This is a genomic window from Elioraea sp. (genome assembly GCF_051860475.1).
Taxonomy (GTDB): domain Bacteria; phylum Pseudomonadota; class Alphaproteobacteria; order Acetobacterales; family Acetobacteraceae; genus Elioraea.
Genome location: NZ_JBHYDW010000013.1, coordinates 17,625 through 43,828 on the forward strand (window position 1 = coordinate 17,625; position 26,204 = coordinate 43,828).

Consider the following 26,204-nt stretch of genomic DNA (forward strand, 5'->3'; position numbering starts at 1 on the left):
GGATCGCGGTATCGATCCGCGCGAGTTCACGCTGGTCGCGTTCGGCGGCGCGGGCCCTCTGCACGCCATCGCTCTGGCGGAGGCGCTGTCGATGCGGCGCGTGCTGATTCCGCCGGCGCCGGGCAATCTGTCCGCAACCGGACTGATCCTGGCCGATATCCGTCACGACCTCGTGCGCACCATCGTCTCGGATCTCGCTGGCGCCGACCGCGACCGGCTGGTCGCCGTGCTCGGTGGGCTGTTGGACGACGCCGAGGCGGCCCTGACCGCCGAGCAGGTGACGCCGGACCGGCGCGTGCTGCTCCATTCGGCCGATCTGCGCTACCAGGGGCAGAACTATGAGCTGAACCTGCCGATCACGCCCGACCTCCTCGCCGAGGGCCGGACCGCAGCGCTCGCCGAACGCTTCCACGAGCAGCACCGCGTCGCCTACGGCTACCATCTCGCGAGCCGGCCGATCCAGATCGTCAACCTGCGCGTCACCGCGCTTGGCGTGATGCCGCCGATCGTCTGGCCGCGCCATGCGCCGGGCAGCGGCGGCGCCGAGCCGTCGGAGCATCGGCGCGTGCTGCTGCCCGGCGGCGAGGCGGCCGAGACGCCGATCTACCGGTTCGTCACGCTGCGCCCGGGACATCGGCTCATCGGTCCGGCACTGGTCGAATACCCGGGCGCGACGCTGTTCGTGCCGTCGGACTGGACGGTGGCGTTCGACGACATGCTGAACGCGCGCGCCGAGCGGGGAGCGATCTGATGGACAGCGCCACCCTCACGACGCCGCGCACGGCCGCCCGCACGGGCGCGACCGTCGATCCCGTGACGCAGGAGATCATCCGCAACGCGCTGCGCGCCGCCGCACGGCGCATCACGCGGCGCATGATCCGCTCGGCCAACTCGTTCATCGTCAAGGAGATGGAGGACTGCTCCGCCTCCATCCTCGATGCCGACGGCCAGCTTCTCGCCGAGGAAGCCGGCCCGCCGATCCAGCTCAACACGGTCGGCATCTGCCTCAAGACCATCCTCGAGCACTACGTCCCGAAGGAGGCGTGGCGGCCGGGCGATGTCGTGCTGACGAACGACACCTTCGCCGGCAACGGCTCGCTCGCCGCGACGCACGGCAACGACTACCTGGTGTTCCATCCCGTGTTCTTCGCGGGCGAGCTGGTCGCCTTCACCGGACTGATGGTGCACCACCTCGACATCGGTGCGATGCACATGGGCACGCGCGGCTGGGGCACCGAGATCTTCCAGGAGGGCGTGCGCATCCCGCCGCTCAAGCTGGTCGAGGAGGGCCGCCTCGACCAGAAGGTGATGGCGATCATCCTCACCAACACGCGCACGCCCGAGGTGCACGAGAACGACGTTCTGTCGCAGCTTTCCAGCGTGCAGGCCGCGGCCGAGGACGTGCTGGCGCTGTATCGCAAGTACGGCCGCGAGACGATGCGTGCCTGCCTCGATGACCTGCTCGACTATTCAGAGCGCCGCACGCGCGAGCAGATCGCGCTGATCCCCGACGGCACCTACAGCCATGCCGAACCGGTGCTGGATGACGGTGCCTGCGGCGGGCCGTACTGGCTGCGCCTGAAGGTCGTGAAGTCGGGCAGCGATCTGCTGTTCGACTTCACCGGTACCGATCCGCAGATCAAGGGGCCGATCAACAGCCCGCTCGCCACCACGCTCGCCGCGATCTACTACACGATGAGCTGCATCACGGCCGCCGAGATCCCGAGCAACGAGGGCTGCAAGCGGCCGATCCGCGTCGAGGCGCCGCCAGGAACGCTCGTCAATGCGCGCTCGCCGGCGGCGGTGATGCAGCGCATGGTGGTATGCCACAGCATCGTCGATCTGATCATGGGCGCGCTCGCCGAGGCGGTGCCGGAGCGCGTGATGGGGGACTCCTGCGGCTGTCTCTACAACTACAGCATGGCGATCGACCCGCGCTCGGACCGTCGCGTGATGTTCGGCGAGGTCGTGCCGGGCGGGATCGGTGCGACGGTTGGCGCGGACGGCATCAACGTGATGGCGTGCCATGTCACCAACTGCCACATCCCACCGATCGAGGCGATCGAGACCGAATCACCGGTGCGCTACCTGCGCCGCGAGCTGCGCGAGGATTCAGGCGGTGCGGGTCGCAACCGCGGCGGTGTTGGACAGGTGCTCACCTACCGGATCCTCGGCGAGGATCCGCAGCTGCATCACACCTCGCAGAAGTCAGTCTCACGACCGCAGGGCACGGCCGGTGGCCTGCCAGGCGATGGCGGACGCTGGGTCATCAACGAGGGCACGGCCGAAGAGCGCCGGCTCGCCTATGCGATCGGCGACATCGAGCAGCTGCGCGAGGGTGATACGGTGACCCACTACACACCCGGCGGCGGCGGCTACGGACCGCCGAAGGAGCGCGATCCCGAACAGGTTCGCGCCGATGTCGAGGCGGGCCTTGTCTCGGTCGAGAACGCCGCAAAGCTCTATGGTATCCGGATCGATCCGGTCACGTTCGAGATCACCGGGCTCGACCGCTGATCGCGGCGGGCCCTCCTGGATCAACACGCAACAAGGAGGCATGCACCATGTCGAGGCGTACCCTTCTAACCGGCGCCGCCGCTCTGCTCGCGACGGCGGCGGTGCCGCGCTCGCCGGCCGGCGCCACCGAGTTCATCACCTTCGGCGGCGGCAGCACCGGCGGCTCGTTCCACATCGTCTCGGCCGGCATGGCGCGCGTGGTCGAGCAGCACGTGCCGAATGTCCGAGCCACCGCTCGCGTGACCGCGGCGACGATCGAGAACACGCGGCTGCTCGGGCAGAAGCGGATCGAGTTCGCGCTTGCCGCCTCGAGCGGACCCTACGCGGCGGTCAAGGGGAAGGCGCCGTTCGCGAACGAGCGCTACGACAACATCCGCTACGTCGCGACCGGCTACTCCTCGCCGTTCCAGATCATCGTTCCGGCCAACTCGCCCGTGCGGACGGTCGCCGATCTCGCCAATCGCCGGGTCGGCGTGCTGGTCGGCATCACCGCGCAGGACTGGTTTCCGCGCATCGCCGAGGTGTACGGCATCGCCGGGCGGTTCCAGCAGTTCCAGCTGCGCGCCGCCGAGCTGATGACGTCGCTGCGCGATGGCAACATCGAGGTGGCGGTGTTCTCCGGAGCGGCGCCGACGCCGGCGATCACCGATCTCGCCACCTCCCGGTCTGTGCGCTTCATCCCGATCGGCGAGGAGAGGGCGAAGCAGGTGCTTGAGACGCACCCGTTCTTCTTCGTCGCCGACATCCCCGCCAACATCTATCCGGGGCAAACCCAGCCGGTGACGTCGCTGTTCAACCCGATCCTGCTCGTGACGCGCGCGGAATTGCCGGAGGAGCTGGTCTACGCGGTGACGAAGGTGCTGCTCGACACGCACCACGCCGATCTGAAGGCGATCCATCCTGATGCCGGCCTGTTCAACGTCGAGAACGCCGGCAAGAGCATGGTGGTGCCGATCCACCCCGGCGCGGCGCGGTTCTATGCCGAGAAGGGGATCGCGCTGCGCTGATCGCGCGTGCCCGGCCTGCGCCGCCAGGGCAGCCTGCCGGGCCCGGCCCCCCTTGGGCCAGGCCCGGGGGGGGGGGGCCGGGCGGGCCCCGGCCGGCCGCCCCGGTCGCCGCGGGCGGCCCCCGCTGCGGCCGCCTGGGCGGCGGCGGGCGATCCTGACCCTGGTCAAGCCCGGAGACCGTCGTGCCCATGCAACGCCTGTTCGAGCGCCGCGAGTACCTGGACCGGATCGACCGGGTGAAGCGCAGCATGGCGGCGCGCGGGATCGATACGCTGCTGGTCGCCTCGCCCGCCAACCAGTTCTGGCTCACCGGCTATGACGGATGGTCGTTCTACACGCCGCAGATCGTCGCGGTCAGCCTCGCCGCCGAGGAGCCGGTCTGGATCGGCCGCAAGATGGACGCGGTGGGCGCGAAGTTCACCGCGTTCCTCAAGCCCGATAACGTCGTGCCGTATCCGGACCGGTATGTCGGCTCGGACGAGCTGCACCCGATGCAGTACGTTGCCGAGGAGCTCGCCCGCCGAGGCTGGGCCGGCGGCACGATCGGGGTCGAGACCGACGACTACTACTACACCGCGCGGTGGGATGCGCTGCTGCGGCAGGGACTGGCGAATGCGCGCTTCGTTGACGCCTTCCTGCTCGTGAACCGCTGCCGCATGCGCAAGTCGCCGCGCGAGCTGGAGTTCATGCGCCAGGCTGGCAGGATCGCCGCCGCCGCGCAGCAGGCCGCGTTCGAGGCGGCCGCGGTCGGCGTGCGGCAATGCGACGTCATGGCGGAGCTCTACCGCGTCACCACCGCCGGCCTGCCGGAGTTCGGCGGCACCTTCCCGTGCAAGCCGCCCAACGCCATGGTCGGCGAGCTGTGCTCGGCGCCGCATCTCTCCTGGACCGACGATCCGCTGGTCGAAGGCGACCTGTTCTACATCGAGATGGGCGGCGTACGGCACCGCTACCATGCGCCGCTGTCGCGCTGCATCTATCTCGGCCGGCCGAGTGCCGAGATGGACCGGATCGCCAGGGTGATCGCGGAGGGGCTCGAAGCGGTGCTCGACCGCGTGAAGCCGGGCGTGGCGTGCGAGGAGCTCGCCGCGGCGTGGTCGGCGGTGATCGCACGGCACGGCCTGGAGAAGGACAGCCGCATCGGCTACCCGGTCGGGATCGGCTATCCGCCGACCTGGGGCGAACTCACCGCCAGCATCCGCGCCGGCGACCGCACGGTGCTGGAGGAGGGCATGACCTTCCACTGCATCCCGGCGCTCTGGCTCGAGACGTTCGGGATCGTGATCTCCGAGACCTTCGCCGTCACCTCTTCCGGGGCGGAGTGCTTCGCCGACCACCCGCGCATCCTGTTCGCGAAGACGTAGCGCTCCGCCGGCCGGCCAGGCGCCACCCGCGCCGCGGCGCACTACCGCGCGCGCGCCACCGCGAAATCGACCACGTCCATCAGCGCGCGCCGCTCGGCCCCGTCGGGCAGGCGCGCGAGGGATGCCTTGGCCGCTGCACCGAACGCCTCGGCGCGATGCAGCGTCTCGGCGAGCGTGCCGTGCCGGCGCATCAGCCCCTGGGCGGTGGAGAGATCGTTCGGCCCCTGCTCCTGATCCTCGATCGTGCGGCGCCAGAACGCACGTTCGCTCTCGTCGCCGGCGGCGAAGGCGAGCAGCACCGGCAGTGTCACCTTGCCTTCGCGGAAATCGTCGCCGACGGTCTTGCCGAGCGTCGCCTGGTCGGCGTCGTAGTCCAGCACGTCATCGACCAGCTGGAAGGCGAGCCCGAGATTCAGCCCGAACGCATCGAGTGCCGCCTCGTCCTCCGTATCGCGGCCGGCCACCACCGCGCCGATGCGGGTCGCGGCCGCGAACAGCGCGGCGGTCTTGCCGCGGATCACGTCGAGATAGCGCGACTCTGTCGTTGCTGTATCGTTCTGAGTCACGAGCTGGAGCACCTCGCCCTCGGCGATCGTGGCCGAGGCGCGCGAGAGGATCGCGAGCACGGGCAGCGATCCGTCCTCCACCATCAGCTCGAAGCTGCGGCTGAACAGGAAGTCGCCCACCAGCACCGAGGCCTTGTTGCCGAACACCGCGTTCGCCGAGGCAAGCCCGCGCCGCAGGGCGCTCTCGTCCACCACGTCGTCGTGCAGCAGCGTGGCGGTGTGGATGAACTCGACGCAGGCGGCGAGCTTCACGTGCCGGTCGCCGCGATAGCCGCATAGCCGCGCCGCGGCGAGCGTCAGCATCGGCCGGAGCCGCTTGCCGCCGGCGGCGACGATATGCGCGGCGAGGCGCGGGATCAGGTCCACCGGGCTCTGCATTCGCGCGACGATCACTCGGTTGCACGCCTCGAGGTCCTCGCGCACGAGCTCGGTCAGCGCCTCGAGCGCATCGTCGCGGATCGCGGCCGGCCCGTCCTCCCTCCTCCGCTCGGCCACCGCGCGCACGCGCCACTCCTGTCCTTGCTTGACCCGTTCAGCCGGAACCCAGGATATTGGCCGTGCAAAAACCGGGTCAAGGCAAGGCCGCGCCCGGCACCCCGGGGGACCAGCGTGCGGGAGCTCCTGCGCACCAACGATACCGTCCGCCTTTCGTTCCTCCGCGTGCTGCTGCGCGACGCGGGCATCGACGTGATCGTGCTGGACCAGCACATGAGCGTGCTCGAGGGCTCGGCCGCGGCGATTCCGCGCCGACTGATGGTCGCCGAGGAGGACGAGGTGCGCGCCCGACGGGTTCTGGTCGAGGCCGGGGAGTGGACCGGCACGCCGCGCTGAGCGGCGGGGCGATGCGGATGACCGAGGATGCCCTGCTCGGCGGGCGGGTGCGGCTGTGCCAGCCGGCGGAGGGGTTCCGTGCCGCGATCGATCCGGTGCTGCTGGCGGCGGCGGTGCCGGCCCGGCCGGGCGATCGGGTGCTGGAGGCCGGCACAGGCAGCGGCGCGGCCGCGCTCTGCCTGCTCGCCCGCGTCGCCGGTGCGCGTGTGGTCGGCATCGAGCGCAACGCCGCGCTCGCCGAGCTGGCGCGCACGAATGCAGCGCTGAACGGCAACGGTGACCGTTTTCTGGTCGTCACGGGCGATCTGGCGACGCGGGCGACGGCGCGCGCCGCCGCCGCGCACGGCGCGTGCGCGCACGCGATGGCCAATCCGCCGTTCCATCTCGGCGGCACCGTCTCGCCACTCGCCCCGCGCCGCGAGGCCGGGCACGAGTCGGCGGAGGTCGCGCTCGCGCTCTGGGTTGCGGCGATGGCGCGAAGGCTTGCGCCGCGGGGTACGCTCACACTGGTCCTGCCGCCGGCCCGGCTGCCCGACGCGATCGCGGCGCTCGGCGAAGCGGGCATCGGCGGTCTCGCGCTACTGCCGCTGTGGCCGCGCGCCGGGGCGGCGGCGCGGCGCGTGATCGTGCAGGGGATCAAGGGCGGGCGCGCACCCTGCCGGCTGCTGCCCGGCGTGGCGCTGCACCGCGCCGAGGGCGGCTACACCGACGCGGCCGAGCGCGTGCTGCGCGAGGCGGACGCCCTGGCGCTCAGCTGAACGCGCCCAGTCAGAGCTGGCTCGCTTCCGGGTGGCGCAGGTGCCAGAGCCGCTCATGCGCGGCCACCAGGCTCTCCATGTTCTTGCGCCGGTTCGTGTCGGGGCTGAGCGGCCGGCGCGTCAGCATCATCTCCAGGATGTGCAGCAACTGCTCGGCGACCTCGAAGTCGCCCTGGTCGCACGCATGGTGGAAGGCGATGAGGATCTTGTCCGAGAGCCGGCGGCTGTAGCGCGGCGGATGCCGCGTGGCTTCGCGGTCGCGTGCCTCGAGCTGGACGTCTTCACCACTCATGGCAACCCCTTGCCCACCGATGGACGGCGCATGTCTCCTCCCACCCTCTCCGCGCAAGTCTAGCGCGAAACAGGCCGAGCGGCGACCCGAAAACCGCGCCCGGCCCGGTCAGACCCCGGGGCGGCGGAGATGCGCGGCAATGGTGGCGGCGATCTCGGCCGGGGCGGCGCCGTGGCGGAACAGGGCAGCGAACCGCCCCTCGGCATCCATCAGGTAGACGAACGAGGAATGATCCATGGTGTAGGTGGTCGTCTCGGGCGGATGGACCTTGGCGTAGTAGACGCGATAGGCGCGCGCCACCGCGTCGATCTGCTCCGCGGTGCCCGTGAGCCCGATGATGCGCGGATCGAACAGGTCGACATAGCGCGCCAGGGCCTCGGGCGTGTCGCGCTCGGGATCGACGGTGATGAAGATCGGTGCGACTCGGGCGGCATCCTCGCCGAGCCGGTCGAGCACCTCGGCCATCACCTGCAGCTCGGTCGGGCAGATGTCGGGGCAGTGGGTGAAGCCGAAGAAGATCAGCATCATCCGGCCGCGATAGCTGGAGTCCGTGACCGCCGTGCCGGTGTGGTCGGTCAGGCTGAACGGGCCTCCGATCGAGACCGACGGCGGCACCGACATGCCGCCGAGCCGCTGCTCGATCCCGGCGTCCTGCTTCAGCCAGAGCGTGGCCCCGGTGCCGACCGCGAGCATCGCGGCGAGCCCGTAGGCGGCGAAGCGGATCGTCCGCAGCCAGCGGATGGTCGCGGGCGGGGCCCCGGCGGGCGGCTTGGGGGCGGTCATCGACGAGGTCCATACGCCCCTGCGCGCGGGCCGCCAAGCGGACGCGCCAGGACGTGATGCGCCGGTGGCGACGCTGGGCGCGCTGGCCGCGCCCTCACCCTGTCCCTCTCCCTCTCCCGTGGGAGAGGGAACCTGGCGGCGACGTTGCGTCCCCTCTCCCGCCGCGCGGGAGAGGGACAGGGTGAGGGCGCCTCACGCCGCCGCGCGCCGGGCCAGCACCCCGGACGTCACCGCATCGTGGCAACGGTCGCAGAGGCCCGGATGATCCGGATGCGCCCCGACCTCGGGCAGCACCTTCCAGCAGCGCTCGCATTTCGATCCCGAAGCCTTGGCCGGCACCACTGCCACCTCTTCGATCCCCTCGACAGTGAAGGCATTGCTGGGCGCGGCTGCGGTGAGCATCAGGCCGGAGGTGATGCAGATCTCGGCCCACCCCTCCGCGTCGAGCAGGGAACGATCTGCGTCGGGTACGGCAAGCACGGGCGCGGACTGAAGCGACGACCCGATCCGCCCCTCGGCGCGCTCGCGCTCCAGCGCGCCGGTGACGACGCGGCGAATTTCGCGGATGCGCGCCCACCGCGCGGCGAGCGCGTCGTCGCGCCAGGACGCGGGCATCTCGGGGAAGGTCTGCAGATGCACGCTCTCGTCCTCGCCCGGGAAGCGCGCGAGCCATGCCTCCTCGGCCGTGAACACCAGCACCGGGGCGAGCCAGGTAACGAGTCCGCGGAACACGTGGTCCAGCACCGTGCGGCAGGCGCGTCGGCGGAGCGAATCCGCACGGTCGCAGTAGAGCGCGTCCTTGCGGATGTCGAAGTAGAACGCGGAGAGGTCGGTGGCGCAGAACCCGTGCAGCTCGGCGAACACGCCGGTCCATTCAAAATTCCCGGTCGCCTCGCGCACGCGGAGATCGAGCTCGGCGAGCCGGTGCAGCACCCAGCGCTCGAGCTCGGGCATCTCGGCGAGCGGCACGCGCTCGGACTCGTCGAACGCGTCGAGCGCGCCGAGCAGCCAGCGCAGCGTGTTGCGGATGCGCCGGTACAGCTCCGCCTGCTGCTTCAGGATCTCCTTGCCGATGCGCAGATCCTCGGTGTAGTCGGACGCCATCACCCAGAGCCGCAGGATGTCGGCGCCGTATTCGGCGATCACCTCCTGCGGAGCGACGGTGTTGCCGAGAGACTTCGACATCTTCCGCCCCTGCTCGTCGACGACGAAGCCGTGGGTGAGGATCGCGTCGTAGGGCGCGCGGCCGCGCGTGCCGCAGGCCTCCAGCAGCGAGGAGTGGAACCAGCCGCGGTGCTGGTCCGAGCCCTCGAGATAGAGATCGGCGGGCCATTTCAACGCGTCGTTGCCTTCCAGCACGAAGGCATGGGTCGATCCGGACTCGAACCAAACTTCGACGATGTCGCGGATCTGCTCGTAGTCCTGCGCGTCGTAGTCGTTGCCGAGGAAATCCTGAGCCGGGCGTGTCCACCAGGCGTCCGAGCCTTCGGCTTCAAAGATCGCGACCGTGCGCGCCATCACCGCGGGGTCACGCAGCGGCTCTCCCGTGCGCTTGTCGACGAAGATCGCGATCGGCACGCCCCAGGCACGCTGGCGCGAGACGCACCAGTCGGGGCGCGAGGCGATCATCGAGCGTAGTCGGTTCTGGCCCTGCGCGGGGACGAAGCGCGTCGCCTCGATCGCGGCCAGCGCCGGCGCGCGCACGCCGTTCTCGCCGTCCATGGCGATGAACCACTGCGGGGTGTTGCGGAAGATCAGCGGCGCCTTGGAGCGCCAGGAATGCGGGTAGGAGTGCGTCAGCGTCCCGCGCGCGAGCAGCGCGCCGGCGTCGGCCAGCGCGGCGCAGACCGGATCGGCGGCCTCGTAGACATGGACGCCGGCGAAGAGCGGCACGTGCGGTAGGAAAAGCCCATCTGGGCCAACCGTCTCGGGTATCTCAAGGCGGTGCTGCCTGCCAAGTTCCCAGTCGTCTTCTCCGTGTCCTGGCGCGATGTGTACGAAGCCAGTGCCGGCTTCGGTGGTGACAAAGTCGCCAAGGTACACAGGCACGCGGAAGCGATAGGCCGCCTTCAGATCTTGAGCCGGGTGCCGCTCAAACGGGTGATCAGCCTGGAAGTTCCAGAGTTCTTGTCCTTTCACAACGAGTTCGATGTGGTGAGTTCGTATCCCGATTGTTGAACAGAACTCAGGCAACAAACTCAGCGCGACGATCAGCCATTCACCCTGCTGAGCGCGTGACGACGGCTCGACGTCATCGACACGAAAGATGGCGTAGTCGATGTCAGCGCCGGCAGCGATGGCGCGATTGCCAGGAAGCGTCCAAGGCGTCGTCGTCCAGATCACGATTGATGGTTCATGCTCGCGCACGGTACGCGCGACGTGTCTGACCCTTTCGTCGTCGCCACGCCCTAAAGCCTCAAAAGTTCCCACCAAAGGAAACCGCACCCAAACAGTCGTGCTCTTGTGGTCGTGGTACTCGACCTCGGCATCGGCAAGCGCGGTCTTCTCGACGGGCGACCACAGCACGGGCTTGGCGCCGCGATAGAGCGATCCGTTCAGCAGGAACTTGCCGATCTCGTTCGCGATGATCGCCTCGGAGCGGAAATGCATCGTCGCGTAGGGGTTCCACCAGTCGCCGGCGACACCGAGGCGGATGAACTCCTCGCGCTGCACGCCGAGCCAGTGCTCGGCATAGGCGCGGCACTCGGCGCGGAACGCGATGACGTCCACCTCGTCCTTGTTGCGCTTCCGCTCGCGGTACTGCTCCTCGATCTTCCACTCGATCGGCAGGCCGTGGCAGTCCCAGCCAGGGACGTAGTTGGCATCGTACCCCGCCATCTGCTTGGCGCGGTTCACCACGTCCTTCAGCACCTTGTTGAGCGCGGTGCCGATATGGATGTTGCCGTTGGCGTAGGGCGGGCCGTCGTGCAGGACGAACTTCTCGCGGCCCTTGGAGGCCGCGCGCAGCCGTGCCCAGAGGTCCATGCGGTTCCAGCGCTCGAGCAGGGCGGGCTCGCGCTTCGGCAGCTCGCCCCGCATCGGGAAAGGCGTAGTCGGCAGGAACACCGTGTCGCGGTAGTCGCGCTTGCTGTCGGTCATCGGATCGGTCCGGTTCGGATTCGTGGCGTGGGGCGTGACCCGGCGCTCTAGCGGAGCGCCGGGGCCGTAATTCGTGCGTGCCGCGACCGGTGCATGAGGGAGCGATACCGCCCCGCACCGGGGCGGTCAACGAAGGGGGCGGTGACGACAGCGCTGCGCGCGGGAGCGATCAGGGCGTGATCTCCCTCTCCCCCCCGGGCGGGATTGGGTATCGGGCGGTCTGCCGCGGGCGACGATCCCTGAGAGTGGCGTTGAGGATGGCGAGGAGCGTTCGCCCGACGGCAATCAGCTCGACCATCCTGGGCTTCCCGGCGGCGAGGAGCCGGTCGCAGAGGCGCGCAGGGCCGGTTGTGGCGGCGCGCGACCACGGCACCGGCGAACGGGGCGGCGCGCGGTCGTGTCGTGCGGCTCGACAACCTGCTCCGCCGCCGCAGCAAACCCGGCCATGCCGCGCCGAAAGGCCGCCGGATCGACCGCCTGGGACAGCCGCCAGAGGGCGTCATGGCTCGGTACCCCGTGCGCGAGCCGCGGCCCCAGCCCCGGCAGCGGCGCCTGCGTCACCCCGGATGCCGCCCTCTCGACGCCGGTCTGCGCCCCGCACACGCCCGCCGCCAGGGCGATGAACATCGCCTCGGTCAGAGGGTGACGCGGATTCGGCGCCCGAGAAACAGGGCAATCCCCGGAACACGCCGCAGGACCACCCCTCCGCCGCTCCCGGCACAGGAGCAGACCTCAGAATCCCTCCCCGCCGCGTCGTCGCGCAAGCGCCGCATCTGACGTGCCTGGAGCGGAGGTGGAGCCCATCCGCTCCCGCAGCGTGCGCGTCAGGTCGCGTAGTGGACAGCGCAGCCATAGGGCCGCGTCACGGCTTCGGGCACCGGCCGGCCGGCGGCGATGGCCTCGATCGCGTTGCGCACATAGGGCACCGCGGTCTCGATGTCCGCCTGGCGCGAGGAGGCGATGGAGTCGATCCCGCCCATGTAGAGCAGCGTCCCATCGGTGCCGATCACGAACATCTGCGGTGTCGTGCGCGCCTGGTAGGCGCGGCCGATCGTGCCCTCGGGGTCGAGGATCACGTGCGCGGGCGTGGCGTCGCGCGTCTCGCTCAGTCGGTTCGCCTCCTCCGCCGAGACATGGCCCTGCTTGCCCGGCGCGGAGGAGATGATGCTGATCCAGGTGAAGCCCTGGCTGGCGGCAAGGCGCTGGAGGTCCTGCATGTTGCCGGCACCGTAGTGCTTGCGCACGAACGGGCAGTCATGGTTGGTCCATTCCAGCACCACAACCTTGCCGCGCATGTCCGCGAGCGACACCCGTGCGCCCTTCGTGTCGGTGGCAGCGAAGTCCGGCGCCGGCCGGCCGGTCTCCGGAGCGGCGAGGGCCAGGCGCGGTGCGCCGACCGCGGCAAACGCGGCGCCCGCGGCGGCACCGGCGAACAGCGTACGTCGTGTCGTCGAGAACATCGTCATGATCGCACTCCTGATTGCGCTGTTGGAAACGTTCATCCGCCCGCGGCGCCGAGCGCGTTCAGCACGATCGCCTCGGTGAGGATCTGGGGCAGCACGACGGGATCGCCCCCGCCGGCGGGGTAGAACACGTAGATCGGCACACCAGAGCGGCCGAAGCGGCGCAGGTAGTCGGTGATCGCCGGATCCTGGCGCGTCCAGTCGCCGCTGAGATAGGCGATGCCCCGCTCGGCGAACGCGCGCTGCACCGCGCCGGTCGCGAGCGAGGTGCGCTCGTTGACGAGGCAGGTGATGCACCAGGCGGCGGTCATGTTGACGAACACCGGTCGGCCGTCGTCACGCAGCGCGGCAAGGCGCGCTGCGCTGTAGGGCTCGGCGGTTGCGGGACCAGCCGCCTCGCTGCAGCGCGTCTGCGTGGGCAGGGCGGCTTCGAGCCGCGGCACGAGCGCCAGCATCGCGATCGCCGCCGCCCCGGCGAGCGCGGTCCCGGTCCGGCGCCAGCCCCTTCCTGCGTCGCGCGTCGCCTCCCACGCCCAGGCGGCGAAGGCGATCAGCACCATTCCCGCGAGTGCCACCAGCACCCCCGAAGGTCCGGTCTGCTGCGACAGCACCCAGACCAGCCACACGGCCGAGGCGTACATCGGGAAGGCCATGGCCTGCTTCAGCCGCTCCATCCAGGCCCCGGGCCGCGGCATCAGCCCGGCAAGTGACGGCACCGCGGCGATCAGCGCGTAGGGCGCGGCGAGCCCCAGCCCCATCGCCACCATGACCGAGACGAGCACCGCCGGCGGCGCGGTCACCGCGAACCCGACCGCGGCCCCCATGAACGGCGCGGTGCAAGGGGTCGCCACGATCACCGCGAGCACCCCGGTGAAGAAGCTCCCGCCATGCCCGCCGCGCATCGCGAGCGACTGCCCCGCGCCTGCAAGCCGCCCACCGACGTGGAACACGCCCGAAAGCGACAGGCCGACCGCGAACAGCACCCAGGCGACCAGCGCGACGAACACCGGCGACTGGAACTGGAACCCCCAGCCCGCCGCGATCCCGCCGGCACGGAGCGCGAGCAGCGCGACGGCAATCAGACCGAAGCTCACGAGCACGCCGGCGGTGTAGGAGAGCGTGTGCGCGCGCACCTCCGACCGCGCCCCCGCGCCGAGCCGCACCAGCGCCAGGGCCTTCATCGACAGCACCGGGAACACGCAGGGCATCAGGTTCAGGATCAGCCCGCCGGCGAAGGCGAACAGCAGCGCCTGCCAGAACGGCAGCAGGGTTCCGGGCGGCGGGGCAGGAGCCACCGGCGCGTCGATCGTGAATGCCGTGGTCAGCACGCCGTCCGGTGCCGCCTCGGCGAGGGTGACCACGCCGGCGATGCGCTCGCCGAGCCCGGCCTCGCCGCGCACCATCTCGATGCGGAGGTCGCCGCCCTCGCGCCGCACCGTCTGGATCTCGGAATGATCGATTACGCCCCAGTCATGCGGGAAGAACACCGCTTCGCGCAGCGTCGCCTGCGCCCGCCCCGCACCCGCAAGCACCAGCGCGACGCGCGGCCCGCCGTCCTCGATCCGCGCGGCGAAGGGAGAGACGCCGGGCCGGCGCCGCTCGGCCTCGGTGAATCGCGCAAGCGTTTCAGGTCGGGCCGGCACGGGCGTCGCGGCGACCGGCAGGGTGAGCGTGAAAACCGCCTCCTCGGGGATGCAGACATCCTTGCAGACCAGCCAGCTCGCCTCGGCGCGCAGCGTGATGGTGCTGCCCGGGGCGAGGTCGCGCGGCGGATGCACCGTGACCGGCAGCGTCACCCGGTCGTGGAAGCCGAAATTGACGAGTGTGCCGTAGGGGAGTCGCTCCGGCGCCGGCCAGGCGATCCCGTCCGTGCGCCAGCCCTCCGGCAGGTCGAGCGCGATCTCGGTCGCCATGCCGGAATCACCCGGGTTGCGCCAGTAGGTGTGCCAGTCCCGCGCCATGGCGAGATCGAGCCCGATCCGGAACGTCTTGCCCGGCGCGATCGCGGCGACATCGGCCAGAAGCTCGGCGCGCACGCGCTCGGTCTCAGCCACGCCGCCGGAGGTGGCGGAGGCAGGACCCTGGACGCTGACGAGAAGCGCTGCGCCGAAGACGAGACGGCGCAGGGTATGGGACGACATCCACGGTCTCCCGTTGTCGCGGCGCGACGAGAGTTCGCTTCGCAGCGCAGCAAGGGCAAGTCAGCAGCGCGTGAGCCAGATGGCCGCGCCCCGCTTGTCGCGGCAGGGGTGGGCACCCTATAACTCCCGGCGGCGCGGGTATGATGTAATGGTAGCCTGTCAGCTTCCCAAGCTGAATGCGCGGGTTCGATTCCCGCTACCCGCTCCAGCCGCTCAGCCGATCCGCCGACCCTGCCCCTGCCAATGGGGCGCGCGCAGCAGCGTCTTGAGCACCTTGCCGACCGCGCTGAGCGGCAGCGGATCATTGCGGAACTCGACGCTCTTCGGGCACTTGTAGCGCGCGATGAGCCCCGCGCAGTGTGCGATCAGCGCGGCCGCGTCGGCGGCCGCGCCGTCGCGCAGCCGCACCACCGCGTGCACCCGCTCGCCCCAGCGCGCGTCGGGCACGCCGATCACGGCGCACTCCGCGACCGCCGGGTGGCGGCTCAGCGCGCTCTCCACCTCCGCGGTGAACACGTTCTCGCCGCCGGTGACGACCATGTCCTTCAGCCGATCGACGATGAAGACGAACCCGTCCTGGTCGAGACAGCCGAGATCGCCCGTGTGCAGCCAGCCGCCCGCGAGCGCCGCAGCGGTCTCGTCGGGGCGATTCCAGTAGCCCAGCATGACATGGTCGCCGCGCACGCAGATCTCGCCGACTTCTCCAGCCGGCAAGGGCCGTCCGCGCGGATCGAGGATCGCGACCTCGCTCGCCGCGTTGGCGTAGCCTGCGGAGCGCAGCCGGCCGGCGTGCGGCCCGGCGAGCACGTGGTTGCGCGGTGGCAGCAGTGTGAAGCCGCTCGCGGACTCGGTCTGGCCATAGCCCTGCATGAGCCCGACATGGGGAAGCCGTGCGATCGCGGTCTCGACGACGGACTCGGGGATCGGCGAGGCGCCGTAGGTGAGGGCGGTCAGGCTGGAGAGGTCGAACGACCCGAAATCCGGGTGCTCGAGCACCATGCGCAGCATGGTCGGCGCCATGCCGACGCGGGTGACGTGCTCGCGCGCTACCGTCTCCAGGAACGCGAGGGCATCGAACCGGGGCAGGAACAGACACGTGGCGCAGGTCAGCGTGCTCTTGAGCATGCCGACGAAGCCCGCGACGTGGAACAGCGGAAAGGCGAACAGCACCACGTCGCCCTGCTCCTCGCGCTGGGCGTGGGCGAGCGAGAGCGCGCTCACCACCAGGTTGCGGTGCGACAGCATCACGCCCTTGGGCCGGCCGGTGGTTCCGCCGGTGTAGATCAGCGCGGCGAGGTCGTCGCTGCCGCGCGACGATGCCTCACCGGGCTCCGCCAGGCCGAGCCAGGTGTCGTAGGCGAGCGCGCCCGGCGGCGCGGCCTCGCCGATGAACAGTCGGGGAAGGTCCGCGGGCAGGGCGGCGTCGGCCGTCTGGAGCAACGTCTGCCCGGCCTCGTCGAACACCGCGACGCGGGTTCCCGCATCGGCGAACTGCTCCGCGACCTCCGCCCCGGCGAGGCGCAGATTGACCGGCTGCAGGACGCCGCCGGCCCACGCGACCGCAAAGGTGGTCTCGAGAAAGCGGTCGCCGTTGGCGGCGAGCAGAGCGACGCGATCGCCTGGCGCGAGGCCGAGCCGGATCAGCCCGGCCGCAAGGCGGCGCGCACGATGCAGCACCTCGGGCCAGGCATGGTCGCGGCCGTGGTGGCGCGTGCCGCCGCCATGCGGCTGGATCTGCGCCGCGCGGGCGAGGAGTTGGGTCAGACGCATCAGCGCCCTTTCCGGGATGACACCATCGTGCCGAGCATACGCCGGAGGCGGTGTCGTCTCAGAGTCGGGTCCATCGGGAACTTCGTGTTTGGGGCCGTAGGGTGGAGCCGAAGGAGCCCCTGGATGCCACGCCGCAACCCGCCTGCGATCCCGGATGACATTCTGGGCCGGCTGCTGTCCGGGTCCGACCCGCGCGCCGCCCTGGCCGGGGGCGGCCTGTTGGACGGGCTGAAGAAGGCGCTCGCCGAGCGGGCGCTGAGCGCGGAGATGGACCATCACCCGACGTGCGAGGCCGCGCGGGCAACAGCCGGAACGGCTGCGGCGCCAAGACGGTGCTGACCGGCATCGGCAAACTCGACCTGCCGGTGCCGCGCGACCGCGGCTGGCGAGCCTCGACCCGCGGTTGATCGCCGCAGTGTTCCTGCACACCCAGGCCCAGGCCAACGGGCTTCCATCGCGGCTTGCCGCGATGGGCCCCGGCACCGTGCACCTCATCCGCCACGCGCTCGACTTCGTCTCCTACAAGGACCGCCGGGCCGTCGCCGCGGCGCTGAAGGAGGTCTACCGCGCGCGTGACGCGGACGCCGGCCGGGCCGTGCTGGACGCCTTTGCCGACGGCCCTTGGGGACGCAAATACCCGGCGATCGCTGCCGCCTGGCGAAGGCACTGGCCCGAGGTGATCCCGTTCTTCGCCTTCCCCGCCGAGGTGCGCAGGATCATCTACACCACCAACGCCATCGAGGCGCTGCACGCCAAGTTGCGCCGCGCGGTCCGAACCCGCGGCCATTTCCCGCACGACGATGCCGCGCTCAAGCTGCTGTTCCTCGTCTTGAACCGCGCCGCCAAGGAGTGGAGAATGCCCGCCAGGGAATGGCACGCCGCCAGGGCGCAGTTCGCCATCCTCTTCCACGACCGCCTCAACCCATGATCACCGCGGTCCCACACGAAATTCCTGACACTCCCGCCCTTTCCCCCGCCTGTTTCTGTCAGCCGCGCACCAGCATGGACCCTTACCCTGGCGCCCTCCCGCGCGGGGGGACACGTCGCGTTGACGCTGCGCACCCTCTGCCGCTCGGAAGCCCCTCCGCGATCGCCTACGGGGTGCGGGCCGCGCACAGAGCCAGGGGCTCACGCAACGCGACGGTCAACCCAATCGCGGAACCGGTAGTACGATCCGATCATCGGCAGGAACCAAGGGTACCCCGTGTAGAGCGGCCGGGTCGGGAAGCTGCGGCCGTCGAACGCGGTGACGCGGTTGCCGCCCCCGAGGATCTTCCGCCCGACCTGCGCGCCGAGATAGGACAGCATCGCGACGCCCGAGCCGTTGCAGCCCATCGCGTAGTGCAGCCCTGATGGCGTCACACCCATGTGCGGCAGGTAGTCGAAGGTAAAGGCCGTGTTGCCGGTCCAGGCATGGGTGACGCGCACGCCTTTCAGCTGCGGCCAGCGCTCCAGCATCATCGCGTGCAGCGCCGGCGCGGACACCTCCGGCCCGACCTGCGTGAAGCGCGCCCGCCCCCCATAGAGGACGCGCGTGCCATCCGGCGACATGCGGTAGTAGCAGAGCACGCGCCGCGTGTCGGAGAGCGTACGGCCGCGCGGGATCAGGCTGCGCGCGAGCTCCGGATCGAGTGGCTCGGTGGCGATGATGTGCGAGGCGAGCGGGATCACGCGCCGCTTCAGATCCGGGGTGAGGTCGCCGGTGTAGCCGTTGGTGGCGATCATCACCTCGCGCGCGGTGACGGTGCCGCGCGGCGTCTCGACCGACCAACCGGTGCCGGTGCGCGCCACGCGCAGCGCAGGGCAGCGGCCGACCAGCACCGCGCCGTGGCGTTGCGCAGCCGTCATCAGGCCGCGATGGTAGAGGCCCGGATGCAGCTTGCCGCTGCGGTCGATGCGCATGCCGCCGTAGTAGTAGTCCGAGGCGATCTCCTCGCGCTGGCGCGCGCGCGGCACCATCTCGGCCTCGGCCGCCGCTTCGGTGTTCAGGAGATCGAGCTTGGCGGCGAGCCCGTCATAGTGCTTCGGCGTGAACGCGCCAACGAAGCGGCCCGACCGCTCCCAGTGGCAGTCGATGCCCTCGCGCGCGATCACGGCCTCGATGTGCGCGAAGCTCTCGGCCGCATCGCCGATCATCTCGCGCACCACCGGGTCCATCGTGCCGTCGCGGCCCTTGGCGCCCGACATGCCCTTGCCGAGATTGATCCCGCCCGAGACGGCCCCGCCGTTGCGGGTCGAGGCGCCGTAGCCGAAATCCTCGGCCTCCAGCACGACCGGGCTCGCGCCGCCGCGGCCGAGCTCGATCGCGCAGTTCAGCCCGGTCAGCCCGCCGCCGACGATCACAACGTCGGCCCTTGCCGGCAGCTCGGCCTCGGGGTTCTCGCCGATCGGGATGTGCTCCCACCAGAAGGGGCGCGCCTTGAACTCGGGATGGAACAGCGAGCGGTCCATGGATCGTTTCCTAGCGCGTGGTGGACCCCGGCAGCGCGCCGCGGCCGAAGATCGTCGCGAGACCGAGACAGACGCAGGCCAGCAGGATCTGCAGCACCGACACTGCGGCGATGGTCGGATCGATCTCGAGCACGATGTTGTCGAACATCTTCTTCGGCAGCGTCATCGAGGCGCCAGAGAGGAACATCGCGATCACCAGCTCGTCGAACGAGGTGACGAAGGCGAGGAACCCGGCCGAGACGAGGCTCGGGCGAAGCTGCGGCAGGGTGATGCGCCAGACCGCGACCGGCCAGGACGCGCCGAGCCCCATCGCCGCCTGCTCTTGCGCCTCATCGAAGGTGCGCAGGCCCGCCGAGACCAGGATCACCACGAACGGCAGTGCCAGGATCGTGTGCGCGATCGCGATCCCGTACCACGCACCGATCAGGCGGAGCTGCGCGAACAGGCTGTAGACCGCGATCGAGATGATGATGGTCGGCACGATGATCGGCGCCGCGACCAGCCGGTCGGCGATGCGCATGCCGCGAAGGCGCGAGCGCACCAGAGCGAAGGACAGTGGCACGCCAAGCCCCATCGAGAGCGCGGTGCACAGGAACGCGACCTTGAAGCTGCGGATGGTCGACTCGATCCAGGTCGGGTCGTCGAGATAGCGCTGGTACCACTGCCAGGAGAAACCAGGCGGTGGGAACTGGAGATAGGGTGCGGATGACACCGAGATCGGAAACACCACCAACAGCGGCAGCATCAGGAACGCGAAGACCGCACCCGCGAAAACGGTCAGCGCAATCCTGCCGCCGGAGCGCTGACGCCTAGCGCGCGGCATGGGCCTGTCCTCCCGTCAGCCGACCGAGGGCGGCGTAGATCACCAGTGTGGCCGCCAGCAGCACGGTCGCGAGCGCAGCCGCAAAGGGCCAGTCGAGGAACTCGCGAACCTGCTGCTCGATCAGCATCGCGATCATGATCACGCGCCCGCCGCCGAGCAGGGCGGGGGTGATGAAGAAGCCGAGCGAGATCACGAACACCAGCGCGCAGCCGGCGAATACCCCGGGCAGCGACAGCGGCAGGGTGACGCGCAGGAACGCGCGCCAGGCCGGCGCGCCGAGCCCCTGTGCCGCACGCTTCAGATCGGGATCGATGCGCAACAGCGCGGCATAGATCGGGAACACCATGTAGGGCAGCAGCACATGCACCATGCCGATCAGCACGCCGGTCAGGTTGTGCAGCAGCGGCAGCGGCGCCTCGATCAGGCCCCAGTCGCGCAGCATCCGGTTGATCACGCCGCTGCGGCCGAGCAGCACCATCCAGGCATAGGTGCGCACCAGCACGCTGGTCCAGAACGGCAGCAGCAGGAAGAACATGCCGAGGATGAAGCCCGTTCGGCCGGCTTGCACCAGCCAGAGCGACACCGGATAGGCGAGTGCCAGACAGATCACCGTCACGAACAGGGCGATCTCCATGCTGTCCCACAGCACGGCGACGTAGAGACTGTCGAGCGCCGCCTTCTCGAACTGGGCGAGCGTGCCGTCGGCGACCGACATCGACAGCAGGCGGAGCAGCGGCCAGACAAACAGCACGCCCAGGACCAGCAGGGCCGGCGCGGCGAGCAGCAGCAGTGTCCGCTCGCGCGCCCGTTCGGGATCCGGGCGCGGGCGCGTCGGTCGCAGAATCACCTCAGCCGCCGACGACATGCACGTCCTCCGGCGCGAAGCCGAGCGGGACGGTCTGGCCCTCGGCCGCCGGCAATGGCTCGGAGGGGCGGAGCGGCAGCCGCGCGAGCAGTTCGAGCCCGCTCTCGAGCCGCAGGCGCAGCTTGACCGAGAGGCCGAGGAACACGGTCTCGACGATGCGTCCGCTCGCGCGGTTCGCCAGGCCCGCCGCCGCCGCACCGACGCGCAGCGCCTCGGGACGCAGCAGCAGCGTCGCCGTCGCGCCGTTCGCGCCGACCGGCCCGTCGAGCGCGATCCGGCCCAGCCCCGCGACCTCGGTCATGCCATCGGCCGCGGCGCGTCCCTCCAGCAGGTTCGATTCGCCAACGAAATCGGCGACGAAGCGCGTGGCCGGCCGCGCATAGACCTCGCCCGGCGTGCCGACCTGCTCGATCAGCCCGGCGTTCATCACCGCGACCCGGTCCGAGAGGATCAGCGCCTCCTCCTGGTCGTGGGTGATGAACAGCGTCGTCAACTTCAGTCGCCGTTGCAGCCGCCGCACCTCGAGCTGCATCGACTCGCGCAGCTTGCGGTCGAGCGCACCGAACGGCTCGTCGAGCAGCAGCAGGCGGGGGTTGAACACGATCGCGCGGGCCAGCGCCACGCGCTGCTGCTGCCCGCCCGAGAGCTGACGCGGCAGCCGCGCCTCGTAGCCGGAGAGCTCGACCAGCGCGAGCGCCTCGGCGACGCGCCGGTCGCGCTCGGGCTTCGCCAGCCGCCGCATCTCCAACGGAAACGCGACATTCTGTGCCACCGTCAGGTGGGGGAAGAGCGCGTAGTTCTGGAACACCATGCCGACATCGCGCTGGCGCGGTGGCGCCAGCGTGACGTCCTCGGCACCGAGGTGGACGGTGCCCTCGTCGGGGATCTCGAACCCGGCCACGACCTTCAGCAGCGTCGTCTTGCCCGAGCCCGAGGGGCCGAGGATGGTGAGCAGCTCCCCCTCGGCCACCGTCAGGTCCACTCCGGCGAGCGCGGTCACCGCACCGAACCGCCGCACCACGCCGCGCACCGTCAGGTCCACGGCGCAGCCTCCAGGTGCTCAGGTGCGGCAGGCATCATCCGCGCCGGAGCATCCAGCGGTTCCACGCCTCCTGCGCACGCTGGCCGTGCTCGGTCCACCAGTCCACGTCGAGCCAGAACTGCTTCTCGAGATTCGCCGCGGTGGTCGGCAGGTGCGGGCGCACGCTCTCCTCGACATAGTTCGGCGTGTCCGGATGCAGACCCGGATAGGCGAGCTCGGTGGCGTAGACCGCCTGGAGCTTCGGATCGGTCATCACCTGGAGAAAATGATTGCCCCAGACGGCGTTGCGCGCGCCGCGCGGGATGCCGAACGCATTCTGCTTGGCGCTGCCGCCCTGCCACTCGACTGCGACCGGCGCACCGCGCCGCGCGACGTCGTAGAAGCGGCCGTTCCAGCCCGAGGCCAGCACCACCTCACGATCGACCAGCAGCTGCGCGGGCTGCGCGCCGGTGGTCCACCACACCGTCACATGCGGACGGATCTCGTCGAGCTTGGCGAAGGCACGCTCAAGGTCGATCGGGTAGAGCTTGTCCGGCGCGACACCATCGGCGAGCAGCGCGAACTCCAGGTTGTCGACCGGATGGTTGCGCAGGGAACGCGGACCGGGGAAGCGGCGCACGTCCCAGAACTCGGCCCAGCCCTTCGGGTGCGCGTTGTTCGGGAATACGTCCGTCCGGTAGGCCATCACCGTCGAGTAGACAGACGAGGGGAAGGTGTGCGTGAAGCTGCGGACCGCCTCGGGGTAGCGCGAGAGATCGATGATCGAGAAATCGAGCTTCTCGAGCAGGTTCATCCGCTGGGCGCGCACGAAGTCCTGGCCACCGAGCTCCGTCACTGTCCACTCGACATTGCCGCTCTCCACCATCGCGCGCAGCTTGCCGAAATCGACCGGCGAGGTGTCGACGACGCGGATGCCGTGTCGCTTCTCGAACTCGGCGAAGTAGGTACGGCGGAACAGATTCGTCATCGCGCCGCCCGAGATGTTGACGACGATGCGATCGGGCTTGGCCTGCGCAAGCGCGGGCATCGGCAGCGCGGCGGCCAGGCTTGCGCCGAGCACGCCGCGCCGGGTCATGCGGATGGTCATGGCAGTCTCCCTCTCCCGTGGTTGTGGTGTGGGTCGTTGCGGACAGGATGGGCATCATGGGGTCTCCCGATGGTACAGGAACCCGCCCTCGAGCGCGTCCCCGCCGCCGGCAATGCCCAGGCGCTGGAGGCGGTAGAGATGCTTGGTGAAGGCGATCGCCTCGGCGCGGCCGAGATCCTGCGCGCGGTACGACGCCTCCATCTCCACGCGCACGGCGACAGGAGGGTGGCGGCAGATCTTGGCCGCGACCGCGCGTGCCTCGTTCATCAGCCGCTCGGGCGGGACGACACGGTTGACGAGGAACGCACGCTCGGCCTCCGCGGCGTCGATCGGCTCGCCGGTCAGCAGCATCCACATCGCCGCGGTGTGCGGCATCACGCGGAGCAGCCGCGTTGAGCCGCCGGCCCCGCCCATGCCGTACGCGATCTCGGGGAAGCCGAACCGCGCCGTGCTCGCGGCGATGCGGATGTCGGTCAGCGTCAGCAGGTAGATCAGCCCCATGCCGACGCACCAGCCGTTCACCGCGCCGATGATCGGCTTGTAGCGCTCGATCGCCAGCACGTCGCGCGACCAGGAGAAGTCGTGCGGGACCTCGCCTTCGCCGCCGTGCGGCCAGAGATGATCGGCAAGCGCCTGTTCGGAAGTGGTATCGCGCCTGGTCGTCTTGATGTCGTCGCCGGCGCAGAAGGCGCGGTCGCCGGCGCCGGTGAGGATGCCGCAGCGGATGCGCCCGTCGCGCAGGAACTCGGTCAGCGCCGCGTGCAGCTCCTTGTGCATCGCCGGCGTGGTCGGGTTGACCGCGCCGTTCTCGATCGTGAACACAGCGACCTCGCCCTCGGTCTCGTAGTGGAGCGGCATCGTTGCTATCCCTCCACGAGTGCGACCCGGTCGATCGCGCCCTCGCGCAGGTCCGCACGCTCGGCGAGCAGCACGTGCTTGGCGACCTTCTGCGAGGGGGTCTTCGGCAGGGCGTCGCGGTACTCGAGGAAACGCGGCACCTTGAAGCGCGCGAGGTCGCGCGCGCAGTGGGCGAACACCTGTGCGGGCGGCAGATCAGCCGGCGTCAGGCCCGGCTGCAGCACCAGGCACGCCTTCACCTCCTGGCCGCGATCGGCGTCGGCAACAGGGATGACGGCGGCCTCCGCGACCGCGTCGAGCTGCAACAGCACGGCCTCGACTTCGCGCGCGGCGATGTTCTCGCCCGAGCGGCGGATCATGTCCTTCAGCCGGCCAACGATATAGTGGAACCCGCGCGCGTCGCGGCGGAACAGGTCGCCGGTGCGGAACCAGCCGTCCCCACGGAAGGCATCCGCGGTCGCCTCGGGCTTGTTCCAGTAGCCCTTGAGGATGCCGGGCCCGCGGATCCAGAGCTCACCGACCTCGTCCGGGCCGAGCGCGCGGCCGGTCTCGTCGCGGATCGAGGCCTCGCGGAACGCTGCCGGCAGGCCGCAACTGCCGCTGCCGATCATCTCGGTCGCCTCGAGCGGCATGGTGAGGCCCGAGCCGATTTCGGTCATGCCGAAGCTCTCGCGCGCGATGCAGCCGAAGCGCCGCTCCAGCGCCGCGTGCATGTCCGGGCGCAGCCCATAGATCGAGACGCGCTTCAGCGGGTTGGCCGCGTCATCCGGCCGCTCGGGCAGCTTCAGCACTGGCTGGGGAAAGATGCAGTACTCCACGCCCTCGCGCCGCACGCGGTCGAGCAAGCGGCTCGCCGAGGCGCGCGGCGCCACCACCAGCCGGCCACCGAGATGCATCGCCATCAGCAGCAGCCATTGCGGGTCCATGTAGTAGAAGGGCTGGGCGGCGAGCAGCACGCGCACATCGCCCCCGCGCGCCGCCGCGACCCGGCCGAGCGTCAGCCAGTAGCGATGCGTCAGCATGCAGCCCTTCGGGAAACCGGTGGTGCCCGAGGTGTATTGCAGGTTCACCACGTCCTCGATTCCGGGCGCCTCCGTCTGGTCCGAAATCGGATCGGCCTCAAGCAGCTGTTCCCAGGCGTGCATCCCCGCGGGCGGGCGGCCGACCACGTGGATCGAGCCGTGATCCAGCAGGGGGCGTTCCTCCAGGAGATCGAGCAGCACCGGCAGCGCCTCCTCGTGCACGACAAGATGCGACGCGCTTCCGTCGCTCAGCACGTAGTCGAGCTCGCGCGCGGTGTAGCCGGTGTTGATCGGGATCATGATCGCGCCGAGGCGGGCGAGCGCCAGCCACGTGACGGGAAAGGCGGGGATGTTCGGCAGCATCACGCCGACGCGCTCGCCGCGCGTCACCCCGCGCGCGGCCAAGCCCGCAGCAACCCGCCGCGTTGCCGCGGCGACCCCTGCATAGCTGAGCTCGCGCAGCGCGGTCTCTTCCGGAACCTCGATGAAGCGCCAGACGAGGGCTGCACCATGCGTCGCCGCGGCCTGGTCGACGAAGGCGCCAAGCGAGGGTGCGAACGGCGCGGCCTCGATCCGCGCGCGCATCGCGGCATGGGCGGCGAGCATCTGGTCCATGCGCGTCAACCCCGCGCACATGATCGGCGCGCCGGCACGGTGCGGTCGTCCTCCCTTGCCATCGGCGGCAGGCTCGCCATAAATGATACTGATGTCAATGTCAGTATTGTCCGCGTCGACAGTGGCGGAAGCCGCAGGGCGCGGATCGTTCGTCTATCGCGACCAGCTGGCCGCGCGCCTCGCCGCGGTCGCGCGTGAGCCCAAGACCGTGCGTACCCGGCTCAGGCTGATGGCCGCGATCGCCACGCTGCTCGAGGAGGGCGGGTTCCACGATCTGCGCGTGGCCGACTGCGCGGCGCGCGCCGAGCTCGCCCATGGCACATTCTATCGCTACTGGCCGGACCGCAGCGCGGCCGCGCAGGACGTGCTCGGCGACTTCATGGCGACCGTACGTTCGCGTCGTCCGGTCGGCGCCGCCGGGACGGGCCTCTATCCGCGCATCGTCGCCGCCAACCGCTACTACGTGCGCGTCTATCGTGCCAATGCCGGGCTGATGCGCTGCCTGATGCAGCTCGGCAATGTCGAGCCCGCATTCGCGCGCATCGGCCAGGAGGCGAATGTCGCACTCGCGTCGCGGGTGGTGCGGGCCTGGGAGCGCGCCGACCCTGCTGCCCTCGACCTGCCCGACCACGAAAAGACCGCGCGTGCGCTTGCGTGCATCGCCATGGTCGAGGGGGTGTTGCGCGACCTCTATGTGCGTCCGGCGCTGCCGCCGCTCGCCGCGATGGACGAGGACGAGGTGGCCGACATGCTCTCGGCCTCGTGGTTCCGCATCCTGTTCGGGCATGATCCACCGGGTTCGCCCGCGCCGGGGCGGTGACTGCGCGCGGCCCGAGGCAATCCGCCGCGC

The 26,204-nt window shown here is 70.4% G+C and carries 22 protein-coding genes, 1 tRNA gene and 1 pseudogene; 9 read left to right on the forward strand and 15 right to left on the reverse strand.

Annotation, left to right across the window (positions count from 1 at the left end; translation table 11 throughout):
• The 4 genes from ACTIFU_RS04325 to ACTIFU_RS04340 all read left to right on the forward strand — a co-directional run.
• Nucleotides 1-751: hydantoinase/oxoprolinase family protein (locus tag ACTIFU_RS04325; RefSeq protein WP_439577062.1), on the forward strand; the 751-nt coding region annotated here is incomplete at its 5' end.
• Nucleotides 751-2,517: a hydantoinase B/oxoprolinase family protein gene (locus ACTIFU_RS04330; protein WP_439577063.1), complete on the forward strand. Its 1,767-nt coding sequence runs from the start codon at nucleotides 751-753 to the stop codon at nucleotides 2,515-2,517. The genes ACTIFU_RS04325 and ACTIFU_RS04330, both read left to right, overlap by 1 nt.
• Before the next feature lie 47 nt (nucleotides 2,518-2,564).
• The gene (locus ACTIFU_RS04335; protein ID WP_439577064.1) at nucleotides 2,565-3,524 is read left to right on the forward strand and encodes a TAXI family TRAP transporter solute-binding subunit; all 960 of its coding nucleotides are present in this window, start codon (nucleotides 2,565-2,567) and stop codon (nucleotides 3,522-3,524) included.
• A gap of 188 nt (nucleotides 3,525-3,712) precedes the next feature.
• Nucleotides 3,713-4,888, forward strand: a complete 1,176-nt coding sequence (locus ACTIFU_RS04340; RefSeq protein WP_439577095.1) for a M24 family metallopeptidase — start codon at nucleotides 3,713-3,715, stop codon at nucleotides 4,886-4,888.
• A 41-nt stretch (nucleotides 4,889-4,929) separates the two neighbouring features.
• On the opposite strand, the gene ACTIFU_RS04345 is transcribed toward ACTIFU_RS04340, so the two are convergent.
• Complete coding sequence (locus ACTIFU_RS04345; protein WP_439577065.1) at nucleotides 4,930-5,958, reverse strand: polyprenyl synthetase family protein; 1,029 nt, start codon at nucleotides 5,956-5,958, stop codon at nucleotides 4,930-4,932.
• Between the two features lie 105 nt (nucleotides 5,959-6,063).
• Between ACTIFU_RS04345 and ACTIFU_RS04350 the strand changes: the two genes are divergently transcribed.
• Together ACTIFU_RS04350 and ACTIFU_RS04355 are read left to right on the forward strand one after the other, a co-directional pair.
• Nucleotides 6,064-6,285 carry a putative signal transducing protein gene (locus ACTIFU_RS04350; RefSeq protein ID WP_439577066.1) on the forward strand — a complete coding sequence of 74 codons (222 nt, stop codon included), beginning with the start codon at nucleotides 6,064-6,066 and terminating at the stop codon, nucleotides 6,283-6,285.
• Nucleotides 6,286-6,302: 17 nt separating this feature from the next.
• A complete protein-coding gene (locus ACTIFU_RS04355) occupies nucleotides 6,303-7,043 on the forward strand; it encodes a tRNA1(Val) (adenine(37)-N6)-methyltransferase (protein ID WP_439577067.1) in 741 nt (246 codons plus the stop codon).
• A gap of 10 nt (nucleotides 7,044-7,053) precedes the next feature.
• Here ACTIFU_RS04355 and ACTIFU_RS04360 read toward each other — a convergent pair whose 3' ends face one another.
• The 6 genes from ACTIFU_RS04360 to ACTIFU_RS04385 form a co-directional block, all read right to left on the reverse strand.
• On the reverse strand, nucleotides 7,054-7,335 hold the full coding sequence (locus tag ACTIFU_RS04360) for a hypothetical protein (RefSeq protein ID WP_439577068.1): 282 nt from the start codon (nucleotides 7,333-7,335) through the stop codon (nucleotides 7,054-7,056).
• Nucleotides 7,336-7,443: 108 nt separating this feature from the next.
• Nucleotides 7,444-8,118, reverse strand: coding sequence for an SCO family protein (locus ACTIFU_RS04365; protein ID WP_439577069.1), 675 nt, complete (start codon nucleotides 8,116-8,118; stop codon nucleotides 7,444-7,446).
• Nucleotides 8,119-8,310: 192 nt separating this feature from the next.
• Entirely contained in the window at nucleotides 8,311-11,217 is a 2,907-nt protein-coding gene (ileS, locus tag ACTIFU_RS04370) for an isoleucine--tRNA ligase (RefSeq protein ID WP_439577070.1), read from the reverse strand.
• Between the two features lie 285 nt (nucleotides 11,218-11,502).
• Nucleotides 11,503-11,844, reverse strand: coding sequence for a hypothetical protein (locus tag ACTIFU_RS04375; protein ID WP_439577071.1), 342 nt, complete (start codon nucleotides 11,842-11,844; stop codon nucleotides 11,503-11,505).
• 197 nt (nucleotides 11,845-12,041) lie between these two features.
• Nucleotides 12,042-12,683, reverse strand: coding sequence for a redoxin domain-containing protein (locus ACTIFU_RS04380; RefSeq protein WP_439577072.1), 642 nt, complete (start codon nucleotides 12,681-12,683; stop codon nucleotides 12,042-12,044).
• Between the two features lie 32 nt (nucleotides 12,684-12,715).
• A complete protein-coding gene (locus ACTIFU_RS04385) occupies nucleotides 12,716-14,821 on the reverse strand; it encodes a protein-disulfide reductase DsbD family protein (RefSeq protein ID WP_439577073.1) in 2,106 nt (701 codons plus the stop codon).
• Between the two features lie 134 nt (nucleotides 14,822-14,955).
• Here ACTIFU_RS04385 and ACTIFU_RS04390 point away from each other — a divergent pair.
• A tRNA-Gly gene (locus ACTIFU_RS04390) sits at nucleotides 14,956-15,029 on the forward strand.
• 5 nt (nucleotides 15,030-15,034) lie between these two features.
• Here ACTIFU_RS04390 and ACTIFU_RS04395 read toward each other — a convergent pair.
• Entirely contained in the window at nucleotides 15,035-16,591 is a 1,557-nt protein-coding gene (locus tag ACTIFU_RS04395) for an AMP-binding protein (RefSeq protein ID WP_439577074.1), read from the reverse strand.
• A 123-nt stretch (nucleotides 16,592-16,714) separates the two neighbouring features.
• Here ACTIFU_RS04395 and ACTIFU_RS04400 point away from each other — a divergent pair.
• Nucleotides 16,715-17,519 (forward strand): annotated as a pseudogene (locus tag ACTIFU_RS04400) (transposase).
• 200 nt (nucleotides 17,520-17,719) lie between these two features.
• Here the strand turns inward: ACTIFU_RS04400 and ACTIFU_RS04405 are convergent.
• From ACTIFU_RS04405 to ACTIFU_RS04435, 7 genes are read right to left on the reverse strand one after another with little or no spacing between them, the layout of a single operon-like run.
• Nucleotides 17,720-19,042 carry an NAD(P)/FAD-dependent oxidoreductase gene (locus tag ACTIFU_RS04405; RefSeq protein WP_439577075.1) on the reverse strand — a complete coding sequence of 441 codons (1,323 nt, stop codon included), beginning with the start codon at nucleotides 19,040-19,042 and terminating at the stop codon, nucleotides 17,720-17,722.
• Nucleotides 19,043-19,052: 10 nt separating this feature from the next.
• Entirely contained in the window at nucleotides 19,053-19,865 is an 813-nt protein-coding gene (locus tag ACTIFU_RS04410; protein WP_439577076.1) for an ABC transporter permease, read from the reverse strand.
• The gene (locus ACTIFU_RS04415) at nucleotides 19,852-20,730 is read right to left on the reverse strand and encodes an ABC transporter permease (protein ID WP_439577077.1); all 879 of its coding nucleotides are present in this window, start codon (nucleotides 20,728-20,730) and stop codon (nucleotides 19,852-19,854) included. Before ACTIFU_RS04415 ends, ACTIFU_RS04410 begins: the two co-directional genes overlap by 14 nt.
• On the reverse strand, nucleotides 20,714-21,772 hold the full coding sequence (locus tag ACTIFU_RS04420; protein ID WP_439577078.1) for an ABC transporter ATP-binding protein: 1,059 nt from the start codon (nucleotides 21,770-21,772) through the stop codon (nucleotides 20,714-20,716). Before ACTIFU_RS04420 ends, ACTIFU_RS04415 begins: the two co-directional genes overlap by 17 nt.
• A 34-nt stretch (nucleotides 21,773-21,806) precedes the next feature.
• Nucleotides 21,807-22,859: an ABC transporter substrate-binding protein gene (locus ACTIFU_RS04425; RefSeq protein WP_439577079.1), complete on the reverse strand. Its 1,053-nt coding sequence runs from the start codon at nucleotides 22,857-22,859 to the stop codon at nucleotides 21,807-21,809.
• Nucleotides 22,860-22,913: 54 nt separating this feature from the next.
• The gene (locus tag ACTIFU_RS04430; RefSeq protein WP_439577080.1) at nucleotides 22,914-23,717 is read right to left on the reverse strand and encodes an enoyl-CoA hydratase/isomerase family protein; all 804 of its coding nucleotides are present in this window, start codon (nucleotides 23,715-23,717) and stop codon (nucleotides 22,914-22,916) included.
• Between the two features lie 5 nt (nucleotides 23,718-23,722).
• Nucleotides 23,723-25,354 carry a class I adenylate-forming enzyme family protein gene (locus ACTIFU_RS04435; protein ID WP_439577081.1) on the reverse strand — a complete coding sequence of 544 codons (1,632 nt, stop codon included), beginning with the start codon at nucleotides 25,352-25,354 and terminating at the stop codon, nucleotides 23,723-23,725.
• A 106-nt stretch (nucleotides 25,355-25,460) separates the two neighbouring features.
• On the opposite strand from ACTIFU_RS04435, the gene ACTIFU_RS04440 reads away from it, so the two are divergent.
• Nucleotides 25,461-26,174 carry a TetR/AcrR family transcriptional regulator gene (locus tag ACTIFU_RS04440; RefSeq protein ID WP_439577082.1) on the forward strand — a complete coding sequence of 238 codons (714 nt, stop codon included), beginning with the start codon at nucleotides 25,461-25,463 and terminating at the stop codon, nucleotides 26,172-26,174.
• Nucleotides 26,175-26,204: the final 30 nt, after the last annotated feature.